At 66.2% G+C, this 15400-nt stretch carries 14 protein-coding genes; 5 read left to right on the top strand and 9 right to left on the bottom strand.

Features of this window, described 5'->3' with window-relative positions:
* Positions 1 to 85 precede the first annotated feature (85 nt).
* Positions 86 to 907, bottom strand: a complete 822-nt coding sequence (locus FA89_RS02615; RefSeq protein ID WP_036137933.1) for a zinc-ribbon and DUF3426 domain-containing protein — start codon at positions 905 to 907, stop codon at positions 86 to 88.
* A 62-nt stretch (positions 908 to 969) separates the two neighbouring features.
* On the opposite strand from FA89_RS02615, the gene prmA reads away from it, so the two are divergent.
* Positions 970 to 1869, top strand: coding sequence for a 50S ribosomal protein L11 methyltransferase (prmA, locus tag FA89_RS02610; RefSeq protein ID WP_036137931.1), 900 nt, complete (start codon positions 970 to 972; stop codon positions 1867 to 1869).
* Positions 1870 to 1973: 104 nt separating this feature from the next.
* Here prmA and accC read toward each other — a convergent pair whose 3' ends face one another.
* From accC to FA89_RS02580, 6 genes are all read right to left on the bottom strand, one after another.
* Positions 1974 to 3338 (bottom strand): acetyl-CoA carboxylase biotin carboxylase subunit, encoded by a 1365-nt coding sequence (gene accC / locus FA89_RS02605; RefSeq protein WP_036137929.1) that lies wholly within the window; start codon positions 3336 to 3338, stop codon positions 1974 to 1976.
* Positions 3339 to 3348: 10 nt separating this feature from the next.
* The gene (accB, locus tag FA89_RS02600; RefSeq protein ID WP_036137926.1) at positions 3349 to 3810 is read right to left on the bottom strand and encodes an acetyl-CoA carboxylase biotin carboxyl carrier protein; all 462 of its coding nucleotides are present in this window, start codon (positions 3808 to 3810) and stop codon (positions 3349 to 3351) included.
* Positions 3811 to 3871: 61 nt separating this feature from the next.
* Positions 3872 to 4321 (bottom strand): type II 3-dehydroquinate dehydratase, encoded by a 450-nt coding sequence (aroQ, locus tag FA89_RS02595; protein WP_036137924.1) that lies wholly within the window; start codon positions 4319 to 4321, stop codon positions 3872 to 3874.
* A gap of 129 nt (positions 4322 to 4450) precedes the next feature.
* Positions 4451 to 5005, bottom strand: a complete 555-nt coding sequence (locus FA89_RS02590) for a DUF1415 domain-containing protein (RefSeq protein ID WP_036137923.1) — start codon at positions 5003 to 5005, stop codon at positions 4451 to 4453.
* Positions 5006 to 5025: 20 nt separating this feature from the next.
* Positions 5026 to 5565 (bottom strand): TlpA family protein disulfide reductase, encoded by a 540-nt coding sequence (locus FA89_RS02585; RefSeq protein WP_036137921.1) that lies wholly within the window; start codon positions 5563 to 5565, stop codon positions 5026 to 5028.
* On the bottom strand, positions 5562 to 7823 hold the full coding sequence (locus tag FA89_RS02580) for a protein-disulfide reductase DsbD family protein (protein ID WP_036137919.1): 2262 nt from the start codon (positions 7821 to 7823) through the stop codon (positions 5562 to 5564). The genes FA89_RS02585 and FA89_RS02580 overlap by 4 nt, the downstream gene beginning before the upstream one ends.
* A gap of 244 nt (positions 7824 to 8067) precedes the next feature.
* Between FA89_RS02580 and FA89_RS02575 the strand changes: the two genes are divergently transcribed.
* From FA89_RS02575 to FA89_RS02560, 4 genes are all read left to right on the top strand, one after another.
* A complete protein-coding gene (locus FA89_RS02575) occupies positions 8068 to 8361 on the top strand; it encodes a co-chaperone GroES (protein WP_036110126.1) in 294 nt (97 codons plus the stop codon).
* Between the two features lie 60 nt (positions 8362 to 8421).
* On the top strand, positions 8422 to 10068 hold the full coding sequence (gene groL / locus FA89_RS02570) for a chaperonin GroEL (RefSeq protein WP_036137918.1): 1647 nt from the start codon (positions 8422 to 8424) through the stop codon (positions 10066 to 10068).
* Between the two features lie 201 nt (positions 10069 to 10269).
* Positions 10270 to 11274: a hypothetical protein gene (locus FA89_RS02565; RefSeq protein ID WP_036137917.1), complete on the top strand. Its 1005-nt coding sequence runs from the start codon at positions 10270 to 10272 to the stop codon at positions 11272 to 11274.
* Between the two features lie 45 nt (positions 11275 to 11319).
* Positions 11320 to 12210, top strand: a complete 891-nt coding sequence (locus tag FA89_RS02560) for a hypothetical protein (RefSeq protein ID WP_185754204.1) — start codon at positions 11320 to 11322, stop codon at positions 12208 to 12210.
* Positions 12211 to 12234: 24 nt separating this feature from the next.
* Here FA89_RS02560 and FA89_RS20535 read toward each other — a convergent pair whose 3' ends face one another.
* A complete protein-coding gene (locus tag FA89_RS20535) occupies positions 12235 to 13242 on the bottom strand; it encodes a hypothetical protein (protein WP_240003842.1) in 1008 nt (335 codons plus the stop codon).
* 211 nt (positions 13243 to 13453) lie between these two features.
* Entirely contained in the window at positions 13454 to 15352 is a 1899-nt protein-coding gene (locus FA89_RS02550; RefSeq protein ID WP_036137911.1) for an LTA synthase family protein, read from the bottom strand.
* Between the last annotated feature and the right edge of the window lie 48 nt (positions 15353 to 15400).

Below are 15400 nucleotides of genomic sequence, written 5' to 3'. Positions count from 1 at the left end.
GGGGTCTGACGTCGCGAAGGGAACCGAGTGTACTCGTCCCGGGCGGTGAAGTGCAGGCTTGCAAAAAGAAAATTTATTTGCCGGTTCAGTCGAACGAAAACGCGAAGGCGACCGCGCGCTGGCCCGGGTCTTGCACCTCGAACACCATCGCGGTGGTGGCGCCGCCCGGCAGCCCGCGCTCGCGGACATCCGTGTCACCGACGTAATCCGCCGGCTGGAATCGGCGCATGGCCAGGCGTTGTCCGTTGGCGTCGGCAAGCACGATGGTGACGACGGGGTAGGGCTGCGCGAACGAGGCGTCGTTACGTACGCTGGCGGTAATCAGCAGGCCGTCGCGCACGGAGGGATGCTGCTCGACATCGCGCGCCAGCAGGCGGAGCTGGGACGGCGCCGCGACCAGCGGGAGGTGGCAGCCGACAACGGCACAACCCGCCGCCAGCAGCGGGCCCATGGTGGGATCGGCGACGAGCACGTCGCGCTTGGCCCAGGCCAGCTGCGCGCCCAGGCCCAGCATCAGCGCCACGCAGATGACCACCCACATGGCGGTGCGCCAGGAACGCCGAGGCCGCCGCGCGAACCGCGGCGTGAAGGTGAGGCCGGAGAAGTCGGTGGCGTCGTCACCTGACTCTTCGCCCGGCTCGTCGTCCGTGGGCGCGGGAGTGGCCGGCAAAGGCTCGTCGGGCAGCGCGCGCGGGCGGAACACCGCCACGCCGGCCGTCGGCGGCTCGCGGTCCAGCGCATGTTCCTGAAGTCGCGTGAACGGCTCGGGCGGCAGCTGCGCGGCCAGGGTGCCGAGCGCGTTGAACACCGTGTCGCAATGCTCGCAACGCACGCAGCCGCAGGCGGGCACGAGCGCCGCGGCGTCGAGCTTGTAGACGGTGAGGCACTCGGGACACTGGGTGTACATCGTTCGATCATAACGTGCGGGCCCGCTAGAATCGTCTCCCCCATCCACCGATTGGCCACACGATGCCCTGGCTCGAACTTTCCCTGACGATCCGCGCCGCCGAGCAGCCGCGCGTCGAAGCCGCGCTGGAGGACCTGGGCGCGCTGTCCATCACCTTGCAGGATGCGGATGCCGAAACGCCCGACGAGGAAGCCATCTTCGAGCCGGGCGTGGGCGAACTGCCCTTGTGGAACCAGATCGTGCTGAACGCGCTGTTCGAGGCGGACGTCGATCGTCGCGGCCTCACGGCAGCGATCGCCGACGACCTGCCCTTCATCGAGCCCGCGCAGATCGCATGGCGCGACGTGGGCGACCAGGACTGGACGCGTGTCTGGATGGACGACTACAAGCCGATGCCTTTCGGTCGTCGCCTTTGGGTGTATCCGTCGAACATCGAACCGCCGGTCGATGGCGACATCGTAGTCGTCCGTCTCGATCCCGGCCTCGCCTTCGGCACGGGCACGCACCCGACCACGGCGATGTGCCTGGAGTGGCTGGACGGCCAGCAGCTGGCCGGCAAGTCGGTGCTGGACTTCGGTTGCGGCTCGGGCATCCTCGCCATCGCGGCCCTGAAGCTGGGTGCCGCGCGCGCGGTGGGCATCGATAATGACCCGCAGGCTATCGTCTCGTCGGGCGACAACGCGGAACGCAACGGCGTGGAGGCCGACCTGGCCGTCTACCTGCCAGGCGAGGCGCCGGTCGAACTTGCCGATGTGCTGGTGGCGAACATCCTTGCCGGCCCCCTCGGCGAACTCGCGCCGACCTTCGCCGCGGCCGTGAAGCCTGGTGCGCCGTTCGCTCTCTCGGGCATCCTCTTCGGCCAGCACGAGGAACTGCTCACGCGCTACGCCGAATGGTTCGACAACCTGGAAATCCGCCAGCTGGAGGATTGGGTTCGCATCAGCGGCCTCCGCAAGCGTTGATCGCCCAGGGGATCCGTGCGCTCCTACGACGGTCGCCGTTGCCGTTGTGGCAGGGTTGCCGGTGCGCATGCAAAAAAATCCCGCCGGTTGGCGGGATTTTCGTATCACGCCGAGGGCGGCGTTTCCTTCTGTTCGGCCATGCGTTTTTCCAGGTAGTGGATGTTCTGTCCACCGAGCTGGAAGCCGACGTCGGCCATGATGCGCTGCTGTAGCGGGATGTTGCACTTCACGCCTTCGATCACCGTCTCGTTCAGCGCCATGCGCATGCGCGCGATGGCGGTGGCACGGTCGGGGCCGTGCACGATGATCTTGCCGATCATCGAGTCGTAGTTGGGCGGGATGCGGTAGCCATCGTACAGGTGGGTATCCACGCGCACGCCCGGGCCGCCCGGCGCCTCGAAACGCTTCACCGTGCCGGGGCTGGGCATGAAGGTGTCGGGGTCTTCGGCGTTGACGCGGCACTCGATGGCATGGCCGGTGAGCACGATGTCTTCCTGGCGGATGGACAGCTTCTCACCGCCGGCGATCAGCAGCTGCTCGCGCACGAGGTCGATGCCGGTGACCAGCTCCGTCACCGGATGCTCCACCTGGATGCGGGTGTTCATCTCGATGAAGTAGAAACGGCCACCTTCGAACAGGAACTCGAACGTGCCCGCGCCGCGATAGCCGATACGCAGGCAGGCATCGACGCAGACCTTGCCGATTTCCGCGCGCAGTTCCGGCGTGATACCCGGTGCCGGGGCTTCTTCCACCACCTTCTGGTGGCGGCGCTGCATCGAGCAGTCGCGTTCGCCAAGGTGGACGGCATTGCCCTGGCCGTCGGCCAGCACCTGGATCTCCACGTGGCGCGGATTTTCCAGGAACTTCTCCATGTAGACCTGATCGTTGCTGAAAGCCGCCTTGGCTTCCTGCTTGGTCATGACGATGGAGTTGGCGAGGTGGGCCTCGGTGCGCACGACGCGCATGCCGCGACCGCCGCCACCGCCGGACGCCTTGATGATGACCGGGTAGCCGATCTCCAGCGCGATACGCGCGTTCTCGTCCACGTCATCGCCCAGCGGGCCACCGGAGCCGGGCACGCACGGCACGCCGGCGGCCTTCATGGCGCGGATCGCCTCGACCTTGTCGCCCATCAGGCGGATGACGTCGGCGGTGGGGCCGATGAAGATGAAGCCCGACTGCTCGACCTGCTCGGCGAAGTTCGCGTTCTCGGACAGGAAGCCGTAGCCCGGGTGGATCGCGGCGGCGTCGGTGATCTCGGCGGCGGCGATGATCCGCGGAATGTTCAGGTAGCTTTCGGCGGAGGGGCCTGGGCCGATGCACACCGATTCATCGGCCAAGCCGACGTGTTTCAGGTTGCGGTCCACGGTGGAATGCACCGCGACCGTCTTGATGCCCAGTGCGTGGCATGCGCGCAGCACGCGCAGCGCGATTTCGCCGCGATTGGCGATGACGACCTTCTCGAGCATGGGTGTGGCCTCAGGCGATGACGAACATCGGTTCGTCGAATTCGACCGGCTGGCCGTTCTCGACCAGGACCGCGACGACCGTACCGGCCACGTCGGCTTCGATCTGGTTGAACATCTTCATGGCTTCGATGATGCCCAGCGTCTCGCCGGCCTTGACCTGCTGGCCCACGCTGGCGAACGCCGGTGAGCCGGGGGTGGAGGCCGCGTAGAACGTGCCGACCATCGGCGCCTTGACGACATGGCCGGCCGGCAGGCCGGGTTCGGCGGCCGGAGCGGGCGCGGCAGCGGCGGCTACCGGTGCGGCGGCGACAGGCGCCGGCGGGGGCGGTGCCGCGTACATCGGCTGGGCGACGGCGGTGCCCTTGGGCACGCGCGACAGGCGAACCACTTCTTCGCCTTCCTTGATTTCCAGCTCGGCGAGGTTCGATTCCTCGAGCAGGTCGATGAGCTTCTTGATCTTACGCAGGTCCATGGGGCAACCCTTAGTCGGTGGTGGAGGTGCGGGCGCCGGAAGGCGCGCCGCGAAGGGGGTGTCAGGCGGCGGGCACGGCCAGGCGCAGCAACGCCGCTTCCAGCGCCAGGCGGTAGCTGTCGCCGCCGAAGCCGCAGATCACGCCGGCGGCGATGTCGGACAGGTAGGAATGGTGGCGGAACGGCTCACGCGCATGCGGATTGGACAGGTGGATCTCGATGAACGGGATGGCCACGCCGGACAAGGCGTCGCGCAGCGCCACCGACGTATGGGTGAACGCGGCGGGATTGATCAGAATCCAGGCCATGCCTTCGTCGCGGGCCTGGTGGACCCGAGCGATCAGCTCGTGCTCGGCGTTTGACTGGAACCAGCTGATGTCGTGGCCGGTGCCCTGCACGCGCGCCTGCAGCGAGTTGTTGATGTCGGCAAGCGTTTCGCGCCCGTACACCGCGGGCTCGCGTACGCCGAGGAGGTTGAGGTTGGGTCCGTGAAGGACGAGGATCCTGGCCACTGTTCACCTGCCTTGGGTCCGGAGTTCCGGAACGCCGCGCAGTGTGCGCCTGTCGTCCGGCCTTGTCCAGTTCGGTGAAGATCGGCGCAGTTCGCTGGAGATAGCGACTTTCCAGACGCCGCCGTATGGTCAGGGCTTGGGAAAGAGTGCGCGCCAGCCGTCGTGGCCGAGTGCGTCCAGGGTTGCCATGTTGGCTTCGAAGATGCTTGCCGCGTCCGGGAACGCGGCCACCGCGCGGTCGATGCTGGCCTCGCGCAGCAGGTGCAGGGTCGGGAACGGCGAGCGGTTGGTGTAGTTGGTGATGTCGTCGGGGGCCGTGCCTTCGAACTGGAAGTCCGGATGGAAGCTGGCGACCTGGATCTGGCCGTCCAGCGACAACTCCGCCACGGTGTCGTCGGCGATCTCCAGGAAATCGTTGAAGTCCATGAAGTCGCCCAGCACGCGGGGATGGATCAGCAGCGTGGTGTCGACCATTTCCGGATCGGTGTCGCGCAGGAACTTCAGTTCGCGGACCAGTTCGTCGTGCAATGGCAGCGGTTGCTCGGCGTCGCTGACCACGAAGCGGACCTGGCTCTTCTTGTGCACTGCCTTGGCGAAGGGGCACAGGTTCAGGCCGATGACGGCGCGTTCGAGCCACTGGCGGGTGGCCTCGATCGTCTCGTCGGTGGTGGGCATGGGGTCCATGGGTAAGGGTCTCCGTGGGGTCAGGGTGCGAGCCACGCGTCGATATCGGTTTGACTGAGCGCGCCCACCCGGCGTTTCAGGATGCGGCCGTCTTCGCCGATGAGCACGCTGTAAGGCAGCACCCTGCGGGTATTGCCCAGCGACAGCGACCCGCCGGGTGCCTGGCCGTCGATCAGCAGGATCGGATAGGCAACGGGCTGCTGCGCAAGGTAGCGGCGTACATCCGTTGCGGTGTCCTCGGCCACGCCAAGGATGACGACGCCCGAGGCGCGCGCGCCCGTGCGGTCGTGGGCAGCGTCCAGCAAGGGCATCTCGCGACGGCAGGGCGCGCACCACGACGCCCAGAAATTGACCAGGATGCGTTTGCCGCGCCATTCGGACAGGCGATGCGCCGTGCCGTCCAGGCCGACGTAGACGGCATCGGGCGGCAGGTCCCCCGGCCCGGCCACCGTCACGCCCTCGGGCGGTGGCGGGTCCTGGAGACGGTGCTCGACATACCCGCCCAGCGCCGCGCCGGCAATGGCCAGCACCACGATCCAGAACGTCGGCCCGCGGGTCATGGGTGCGACGCGGTATCGAGCGCCCCGGCCACGGTGTCGTAGGTGAGCACCGTGGACAGCTTCCTGCCGTCGCCGCCGCCCTTGGGGTAGACGACGTAGAGCGGCACGCCCACGGAATGGTATTGCTCGAGGAAAGCGGCGATGGTCGGGTTCACGTCGGTCCAGTCGCCCTTCATGTAGACGGTGCCGGTGCGTTTGAGCAGGTCCTTGAACGCATCGGTGTCCAGCACGGCTTTCTCGTTCGCCTTGCAGGTGATGCACCAGTCCGCGGTCATGTCGACCAGCACGGGCGTGCCGGCCGCGCGCAGTTCCGCCAGCCTGGCCGGCGAGTAAGGCACCGAGCCGTCGGTCGCCGTCGCCGACGCGGTGGCGGCCGGCAAGCCGTGCACCATCCACAGCGCGGCCAGCGCGCCGGCGGTGAGCAAGGCCGTGAATACCCACGACAGCCCCGCGCGGCGACTGCGGCCGTACCACCACAAGGCCATCGCCAGCAGCACGGCACCGGCGAGCACCAGCGCCGTCGCATCGGCCCCGCGCTGCTTGGTCAGCACCCACAGCAGCCATACGGCGGTGAGGTACATCGGGAAGGCCAGCGCCTGTTTCAGCGTCTCCATCCAGCGACCCGGTCGCGGCAGCAGCCGGGCGATGGCTGGCACGAAACCGATCAGCAGGAAGGGCAGGGCGAGGCCCAGGCCCAGGGCGAGGAAGATCAGGAAAGCGACGGGCACGGACGCGGCGAACGCGAACGCGATGGCCGAGCCCATGAACGGCGCCGTGCACGGACTGGCCACCACGACAGCGAGCACGCCGGTGAAGAAGTCGCCCGAGGGGCCCGAGCGCGAGGCCAGGCCGCTGCCCAGGTTGCCCAGCGACCCGCCGATCTCGAACACGCCCGACATCGACAGGCCGACCGCGAGCATGACGTAGACCAGCAGACCGATGGCGACCGGCTGCTGGAACTGCGCACCCCACTGGATGCCGTGTCCGGCCGCGCGGATACCGACGATGACGACACCCAGGGCGGCGAAGGCGACCAGCACGCCGGCGGTGTACCAGAGGGCGTGCTTGCGCGCCGCAGCCGGGCTTTCGCCGCTTTCCAGCACGGTGATGGCTTTCAGTGACAGTACCGGCAGGACACAGGGCATCAGGTTCAGGACCAGGCCGCCGAGCAGGGCCAGGCCGATCGCGGCGAGTATGCCGACCGGTGCATCCGTGCCGGCCGGGACCAGGTCCTTGGGCGGCGGTGTCGGAGCGACGTCGGCGGGTTTCGTCGCCGGCGTGCCGGTCGTCGCACTGGCCGGTGCGGCGACGACGACGGCGCCGGTGGCCAGGTCGACATCGAGGCGGCGAGTCATCACCGGATAGCAGATGCCGTTTTCCAGGCAGCCCTGGTAGGCCACCTCGAGCTGGAGCTTGCCGTCCTTTGCGGCGCCTGCCAGCGGCACCGGCAGTTCCACCTGGTCGAAGTAGACGATGGTGTCGCCGAAATGCTCGTCGTGGTGCGCCGTGCCGCTGGGCCAGTCGGGCTCGCCAGCGGTCACCCCGGCGGGCGACACGACCTTGATCTGGGTCTTGTCGCGGTAGAGGTAATAGTCCTTGGGCATCGTCCAGCGCAGCAGCAGGGCGTTGCCACCCTTGACCAGCGCCTCGAAGCGGAACGCCTGGTCGGCCGGGAGGGCCTGGGCATCCGTCCCGGGCAGCGTGGCGGGCTTGCCGAGCAGCGCGGCGCCGGCGCCGGGTGCCGTGGCTGCCGTCGTTGTCGCCGGCGCCGCCGTATGGGCCGCCGGGATCGTCGAGGGGGCGCCGACGACGAGCTTGAGGTGCTCGGTATGCGGCGGGTAGCAGATCTTCGGCTCCACCTCGTGGCAGCCCTGGTACTGGACGTCCAGCGCCACCGTCTTCGTCGCGGCATCGGCCAGCGTATAGGGCACGGTGGCCTGGATGTCGCCGTGGTAGATCTCCACGTCGCCCAGGTATTCGTCGTGCTTCTTCAGTCCGTCGGGTAACGCCGGGGTACCGAGCGTCAGGGTCGCCGGGTCGGTCGGCTTGATGACGATCCGCCCGCGATAGAGGTAATAGTCCGGCGCGATGCGCCAGTGCAGCTTCACCGTGCCCGGCTGGCTGGCATCGGAGGTGAGCTGGAACGCCTGGGTGACCGGCAGCAGGCCGTCCTCGGCATCCTGGGCGAGCGCGGGCAGCGTGGCGAGCAGCAGGACGAGGGCGACGAGGTTCCGCGTGAAGCGGGATAGCGACGGCATGGGACTCTCCGGGAAGGCGTTGGACATTATGACCGGGCCAGCCCGGTCTGGCTTGCACGCGCTGTCCGGGCAACTATTTTCCGCCCGCGCCCTTGAACCCGACGTCCGCGCCGCCATCTGTCGAGCATCCAGAAAGACTTCCGGTTGACGCATTCTTCTGGCTAAAATTCTGGCACTCACCCTGGCCAAGTGCTAACAGGGTGGTAACAAATCCTTTCCCGTCAAACATATGTTTGGAGAAGTCATGAGCAAACTGCGCCCGCTGCACGATCGCGTCATCGTCAAGCGTCTCGAAGAAGAGCGCGTCTCGGCCGGTGGCATCGTCATCCCCGACAGCGCCACCGAGAAGCCCACCCGCGGCAAGGTCATCGCCGCCGGTACCGGCCTGCTGCTCGCCAGCGGCCAGCTCCGCCCGATGGGCGTGAAGGAAGGCGACGTGGTCCTGTTCGGCAAGTACGCCGGCCAGGAAATCAAGGTCGACGGCGAAGAGCTGGTCTTCCTGAAGGAAGACGACATCGTGGCGGTCCTGGAAGGCTGAGCTCAGCTCGCCTCGTCCACCGCGTTTTCTCTTATCTAAATATCCAAGGATTCAACGATCATGGCATCTAAAGAAGTCCGCTTCGGCGAAGACGTCCGCGCCCGCATGCTGAAGGGTGTCAACACCCTCGCCAACGCCGTCAAGGTCACCCTGGGGCCGAAGGGCCGTAACGTCGTGCTCGAGAAGAGCTTCGGCGCCCCGACCGTCACCAAGGACGGCGTCTCGGTCGCGAAGGAAATCGAACTCGCCGACAAGTACGAGAACATCGGCGCGCAGATCGTGAAGGAAGCCGCCTCGAAGACCTCCGACGTGGCCGGTGACGGCACCACGACCGCGACCGTCCTCGCCCAGGCGTTCATCCAGGAAGGCCTCAAGGCCGTGGCCGCGGGCATCAACCCGATGGACCTCAAGCGCGGTATCGACCAGGCTGTCATCGCGGCGGTCGGCGAGCTGAAGAAGCTCTCCAACCCCACCGCCGACGACAAGGCCATCGCCCAGGTCGGCACCATCTCGGCCAACTCCGATGCGAACATCGGCGACATCATCGCCACGGCGATGGGCAAGGTCGGCAAGGAAGGCGTGATCACGGTCGAGGAAGGCTCGGGCCTCGAGAACGAGCTGGACGTCGTCGAAGGCATGCAGTTCGACCGCGGCTACCTCTCGCCGTACTTCATCAACAACCAGCAGTCGCAGCAGGTTGAACTGGACGATCCGTTCATCCTCATCCACGACAAGAAGATCTCCAACGTCCGTGAACTGCTGCCGGTGCTCGAAGCCGTCGCCAAGGCCGCCAAGCCGCTGCTGATCGTGGCCGAGGAAGTCGAGGGCGAAGCCCTTGCCACCCTCGTCGTCAACACCATCCGCGGTATCGTCAAGGTCGCCGCCGTCAAGGCGCCGGGCTTCGGCGATCGTCGCAAGGCCATCCTGGAAGACATCGCCAACCTCACGGGCGGCACGGTCATCTCCGAGGAAGTGGGTCTGGCGCTCGACAAGGCCACCATCACCGATCTGGGCCGCGCCAAGCGCGTCGTGATCACCAAGGAAAACACCACGATCATCGACGGTGCCGGCGATGCCGAAGGCATCCAGTCGCGCATCAAGCAGATCAAGGCGCAGATCGAAGAAACCTCGTCGGACTACGACCGTGAGAAGCTGCAGGAGCGCGTGGCCAAGCTGGCCGGCGGCGTGGCCGTCATCAAGGTCGGCGCCGCGACGGAAGTCGAGATGAAGGAAAAGAAGGCCCGCGTCGAAGATGCCCTGCACGCCACGCGCGCAGCCGTCGAAGAGGGCGTGGTCCCGGGCGGCGGCGTCGCGCTGATCCGTGCACTGAAGGCGCTGGAAGGCCTGAAGGGCAAGAACACCGACCAGGACCTCGGCATCGCGATCACCCGTCGCACGCTGGAGGCCCCGCTGCGCGCCATCGTCACCAACGCCGGTGAAGAAGCGTCGGTCATCGTCAACCAGGTCAAGGCCGGCGAAGGCAACTTCGGCTACAACGCCGCGACCGGCGAGTTCGGCGACATGATCGCCTTCGGCATCCTGGACCCGACCAAGGTGACCCGTTCGGCCCTGCAGTTCGCGGCCTCGGTCGCCGGCTCGATCATCACGACCGAAGCGGCCGTGACCGAAGTGCCGAAGAAGGACGACGGCGGCGGCCACGGTGGCCCGGGCGGCGGCATGGGTGGCATGGGCGGTATGGACTTCTAAGCTCCGCCGCACACGGTACGGAACAAGGGAGCCCCGCGATGCGGGGCTCCTTTTTTTATGCATTTCGCATCGTGTATTTCAGTCCATTCAACCTGTTGCGGCGCGGCTGGCCGGATCGACATAGCGAACGGTCCGGTGGTCGTCGTCCGGCATGGCTTTCAAGTGTTATCAATGAAGTCCCCGAAGACACGGAATGTCGTCATGAAAAACAGCAAGGGATGGTGGGTGCCGCTCACCTGTGCACTGCTCATCGCAGGGTGTGCCCAGGTCGCGGTGGAGCGCGGGAGCCACGAGAGCGCTACGCCTGTCGCGGTCTCCGTCGCCACGACATCGGCTGCTACCGGCGCTGGAGAGGCGCTGGCGGAGCGGCTCAACGCACGCTACGAGGACGTGCGCAGTACATGCACTGACGGAAACGCGGCTTACTTCTGCAGTGGCGTCATCTATCGCGGCGTCATCTGGGCCAGTCCGTACTACTTCTGGAACAACAAGGTGGACCCGAATTATACCGGCGTGTCCTTCAGCTACCTGCGGAAGGATGTCGGCATTCGTCGGTCATTCCAGGATCAGGGCTATGTCTTCGGTCCCGCGGACGATTGGGCGCGCGCGGGCGCGCCAGTGCTGGAGATGTATTGCTCGTTTGCCTTCGACGGATATACGGGCGCGCAAAGGGGTATCCATGGGTGTGGCGCACACCGCGGTCTGAAGGATAGCGGGCCCTGCGGCGAGCAAGGCATCGAGACCGTGGAGGCCTTCGCCGCGCACTATCTCAGTGGCGGATCCAACTACGTTGCCCGGCAGACGCACCAATGCGCGTTTGGCGTCGATGCGCGCGCGTTCCAGTTGAGCATTCATGCACGCAAGGGCGGGTTGCTCGAGGAGGACGAGTGGCAGCGATACACCGAGCAGGTCATCGGTACCTGGCCGCAGGACATCCCGCAGAAACTCCCCATCGAAGCCCTGTATGTCTTTGTCGAGGGGCGCGCACCCACGTCGGCGAGCTTGCGGCAGGCCAGGGCGATGCAGGCCGATTTTTTTGTCCAGGCCGGTCGGCTGCTTCCGATCCTGCGCATGACGACCTCACTCAGCGACCCTCCTTTCAGCTTCCACGCGGACGATCAGGGAACGCCAGACGATGCCGCGTCCCGGCGCATCGCGGCGCGTAAGACCACGGGTCCCGGTACGCCGGTCACCTTGCACGACTAGCTGCCGGTGCGGCGCTTGCGTCGATGAATCGAGGAGATCGGGCTCATGGCATGGACTTCATGGATGTTTCCCCTGGCGGCGATGGCAATGGCCGCCGGGTGCGGGCTGTCCCCCGGCCCGCTTGCGCCGCGCCGTTCGGCCGGAGATGACGTGGCGAGTGCGCTCAACGCACGTTATGCAGATGTGCGAACGGCCTGCACGGAGGGTACGCAGGCGGCGTTCTACTGCAACGGCGTGCTGTTGCGCACGACCGTGTATTCGCCCGCCTACCCTTTCTGGAATCCCAATCCGGCCGACGCCTATCGTGGTGTGTCGTTCAGCTACTTCCGCGCTGATGTTGGGTCGCTGGAACTCTTCGGCACGTACGGTTTCATCGTCGCGGCGGCGGAGCACTGGTCGGCGGATGGTCGTTATGGGCTGCAGATGCAGTGTGTCTATCCGTACGACGCGATCACCGGCATCGATCGCGGAACCTACGGATGTAGCGCGTCGCTGGACTATCCGGTCGATAGCCGGCCCTGCCTGGAGCAGGGCATCGTGACAGCGGACGCATTCGCCCGGCATTACCTGTCGGTGGCACCCGAACCAGAGAACCCGCCGGATGCGTTTCGTCGACGTGCGCTGCACCAGTGCGCGTTCGGTGTCGACGCCTTTTCGTTCGATCTGGCCGTCCTTGCCAGGCAGCGTGGTCGTCTCGAAATTCCGTCGCGACGTTACATGGAGGTCATGATGGCTGAGTGGCCGCAGGATATCCCGGACCGGCTGCCGATCGAGGCGCTGTTCTTCCTGGATACGGATGCGGGTGCCTTGCAGTGGGTCCGCACCAGTCGGGCGGATTTCTACGAAGCGACAGGACGCCTGCTCCCCATCGTGCGGATCGACCCGACCGACGAAAGTTGGCCCTTCAGCTATCACGACGACGATCAGGCGCTGTGATCGTCGTCGCGGACGGCGCTGGACTCAATACGAGATCGTCGCCGACGTGGCCGTGGTGCTCAGTCCGTAATTGCACTGCGGATTGATGCCGGAGGTGCTGAAGCCCTTCCACGGTGGCGAGGCAACGCGTGTGTTGTTGCGGTCGTATACCTGGATGTTGCTGAAGGTGATCGGGCCGCCGGGGTACTCGCCACACGTGGAGACGTTATAGACCTCCAGCACGCCACCGAAGACCCAGGTCAGGTCGGCATAGGGGTTGGTGGTCAGCGAGCTGGTCTTGCCCGTGGTGGTGTTGCGTGAATCGATCTTCCATGTCGAGCAGGCCTGACCCGCGGCGCACGTGGAATATGTGTCGCCCACCACCGTATCGCCGACGCGCGCGGGAATCGGATCGCTGTGATACGTCGTGCCGTCGACGCAGCAGTTCCAGCTGGCGAGGGTCCAGGCCTTGTCGTTGTAGCCGTTCCATCCCAGTACGGGTTGCAGGATGGATTGCACCGTCGGCAGTTGCTCCAGGCCCGGGAAGAAATAGATGACCTGATCGTCCTTCGTCGTCGGAGCGTTGGGTACGGTCCACGTGGCGACGATGCGTCCGATCGGCGTGCTGCTGGTGTAGTTGGCCGCCTGCACCCAGCCACTTTGCTCCGGTGGCGGGGTGGATGCGCTACGTAGCACATGGCGACCGTCGGCTTCGACGCGCTCGCCTTGCAGCGTGTAATTGGGCTTGCCGCAGGTGGCCGCCGTTTCCATGGTTCCCGAGGCGCGGCGGATCATGCCGTTTCGTTGCAACTCATCGCCGGTGTGTACCGTGGCGACGCAGTCGGGAGAGAAATAGCCGTTGGGTGTAATGACGTAATCATCCGGAATACCGGCCGGCTTCGCGCTGGTCGGCATCGAGCCGACGCGTGTGAGCTCGACGTGGGATGTTGGGGGCGATACGTCAAACGCGCTGGCGGCCCATGCGAAAGAGAACATCACGGCAACGATGCCGGAGCGCGCCACGATCCGGCCGATGGAAGCGAACCTCTTCATGCGTACGACTCCTGTAATGAAAGGGCGTCGTCCCTGTGCCGTCGACCAACGATGGTCGGCGCGCGCCCCCCGGCTCCCGCACCGTGGACGGTGCGTCACCACGCTATGCCTGCACTTACAGGTGTTCTGTGATCCAGGGCACCGGATGATCCATGCGCCCGTACTATCGGACTGTAAATTCGGCACGCATGCGCAACATATTGCGATGCCGCTACTGGCCGGCTCCGGCGGCGGATTCCGTGGCGGGGCCGGTCTCGCCCGGGCGACGGACGGCGGTCTCCGCGGCCGGTGTCGCGTAACTGGCGACCAGCGGCTCCAGCTTGCGTTTCATGCGCAACATCGCGATGTTTTTCATCGACGTATCGGTGAACGACTGGCTGTCGTCTTCGGCCGCCTCGGTAGCATCCGGCGCATGGGTGAGCGAGGCCAGTTGCTGGCCGACCACCTGCGTGAGTGCGAAGTAGGGGTCGTCGTGTATCCCGGCCTGTTCCAGCAGCTTGCCGGGCAACATCCAGGCGGCCAGGTCGGCCTTGACCGGTGCCGGGCCGTCATCGTGCGCGTCGATCAATACGTAGGGTACGGTCTGCGTCAGCATCGTCTTGCCATCGACGAACCCGGCCTTGTCGTAGGTTTCCACCAGTGCCGGAAGGTGATCGCCGTAGAACAGTAGCAGTGTCGGACGCTCGCGCTGTCGCAGTAGCGCGGCAAGGCGCCCCAGTTCCGCGTCGGCATGGCGCATGTGATAGATGTAATTACGCAGCTGCAGCTTGGCGTCGTCGCTGATGCCCTCTGGCACGGGGATGGCGTCGCGTTCCTTCGTGTCGATGTTTACCGATTTGTCGTAGGGGCCATGGGCTTCCATGCTGATGGCGAAGACGAATCGCGGTGGGCCGGCCTCTTTCAGCTGGCTCATGATTTCATCGGTCATGGCGCTGTCGGCCATGTATTCGCCATCCTTGCGGACGCCCTTCGGGAAGTCCGGCTGCGATACGAAACGGTCGAAGCCCAGCGACTTGAACGCCGCGGTGCGGTTCCAGAACCCGGCATCGTTGCCGTGCACGGCGACGGTCTCGTAGCCATGCGAGCGCAGGACGCGGACCATGCCCGGCATGACACCGGCCTGCATCTGCAGGTAAGGAAACTGCATGGTCGGGAAGTAGCGCAGCGACAGCCCCGTCAGTACCTCGAACTCCGTGCGGATGGTGCCGCCGCCGAACGTGGGCACGTGCAGTTGCCCTGTGCTGGCGTGCTGGGCCAGACGGTGTAGGTTTGGTGCGAAATCCTCGTGCTCGATGCCGCGAATGACGGCGGGATCGAAGAACGACTCGCTCTGGATCACCACGATGTCCGGTGTCTGGCGCGCATTCGCCGCGGCGCTGGTCATGTGCTGGCGCAGCTGGGCATCGGTGGCCGCGAGGAACTGCTGTGCTTCGGCCGGATCGGCCTTCTGCTTCTTGCCGGCGTTCTGCAGGCGGAACTGCATGAGCGTGGTGACCACGCCGTTGTATCCGGCGTTGGAGGCGGCAGACCAGGGCTGCATGCCCAGGCGGTCCTTGTTGTACATCGCCGACCAGGCCGGCACCCCCGCGGCCAGCGTGCCGATCAACGCGAACAGGGCCAGCCCGGAGACCAGGCGGCGGCCATGGGTGCGCCTCGCGAACAACGGTGGCTCGACGCGGGCGACCAGGACGATCAGCGCGACGACGCCGAGGATGGCCAGGTAGGGCAACGGGCTGGCGGGCAGGTAGCCGCCCAGGAGGTGCAGGCCGCCGTTCTTCAGCTGGCCCACCATGCGGAAATCGGCCGGCAACAGGGGCGAGCCCAGGTTCTTCATCTTGATCGCGCTGACCGCCAGGACGGCACCCTGGACGAGGAAGGCGATGCCGAAGGACAACCAGGCGCGACGGGTGAGCACCAGCAGCAGCGAGGCCAGCAACAGCCCCGGCAGCGCATTGGCGAACAGGTGCCAGGGGCGCTCCGCCCACGCGCTGCTGGCGACGCCGGGATTGCCGTCGAGAAATCCCGTATAGAGGACGAACGCGACCGCCAGGCACAGCGGCAGGGCGACCCGTCCGGCGATGTCACGCCCATGTGATGAAAGGAGAGTCATAGCGTCCTCGTATCGCGCCCCCGTCGTGAGGGGATCGGGACTGTAACG

This window comes from Luteibacter sp. 9135, assembly GCF_000745005.1.
Classification (GTDB): Bacteria; Pseudomonadota; Gammaproteobacteria; order Xanthomonadales; family Rhodanobacteraceae; genus Luteibacter.
This window is presented reverse-complemented; position numbering and strand designations above follow the sequence as displayed.

Coding starts and splice junctions, on each gene's coding strand:
- FA89_RS02560 (WP_185754204.1), top strand. CDS start 11,320: ATGGCATGGACTTCATGGATGTTTCCCCTGGCGGCGATGGCAATGGCC.
- accC (WP_036137929.1), bottom strand. CDS start 3,338: ATGCTCGAGAAGGTCGTCATCGCCAATCGCGGCGAAATCGCGCTGCGC.
- FA89_RS02565 (WP_036137917.1), top strand. CDS start 10,270: ATGAAAAACAGCAAGGGATGGTGGGTGCCGCTCACCTGTGCACTGCTC.
- groL (WP_036137918.1), top strand. CDS start 8,422: ATGGCATCTAAAGAAGTCCGCTTCGGCGAAGACGTCCGCGCCCGCATG.
- prmA (WP_036137931.1), top strand. CDS start 970: ATGCCCTGGCTCGAACTTTCCCTGACGATCCGCGCCGCCGAGCAGCCG.
- FA89_RS02580 (WP_036137919.1), bottom strand. CDS start 7,823: ATGCCGTCGCTATCCCGCTTCACGCGGAACCTCGTCGCCCTCGTCCTG.
- FA89_RS02550 (WP_036137911.1), bottom strand. CDS start 15,352: ATGACTCTCCTTTCATCACATGGGCGTGACATCGCCGGACGGGTCGCC.
- FA89_RS02585 (WP_036137921.1), bottom strand. CDS start 5,565: ATGACCCGCGGGCCGACGTTCTGGATCGTGGTGCTGGCCATTGCCGGC.
- FA89_RS02615 (WP_036137933.1), bottom strand. CDS start 907: ATGTACACCCAGTGTCCCGAGTGCCTCACCGTCTACAAGCTCGACGCC.
- FA89_RS02575 (WP_036110126.1), top strand. CDS start 8,068: ATGAGCAAACTGCGCCCGCTGCACGATCGCGTCATCGTCAAGCGTCTC.
- FA89_RS02590 (WP_036137923.1), bottom strand. CDS start 5,005: ATGGACCCCATGCCCACCACCGACGAGACGATCGAGGCCACCCGCCAG.
- FA89_RS20535 (WP_240003842.1), bottom strand. CDS start 13,242: ATGAAGAGGTTCGCTTCCATCGGCCGGATCGTGGCGCGCTCCGGCATC.
- accB (WP_036137926.1), bottom strand. CDS start 3,810: ATGGACCTGCGTAAGATCAAGAAGCTCATCGACCTGCTCGAGGAATCG.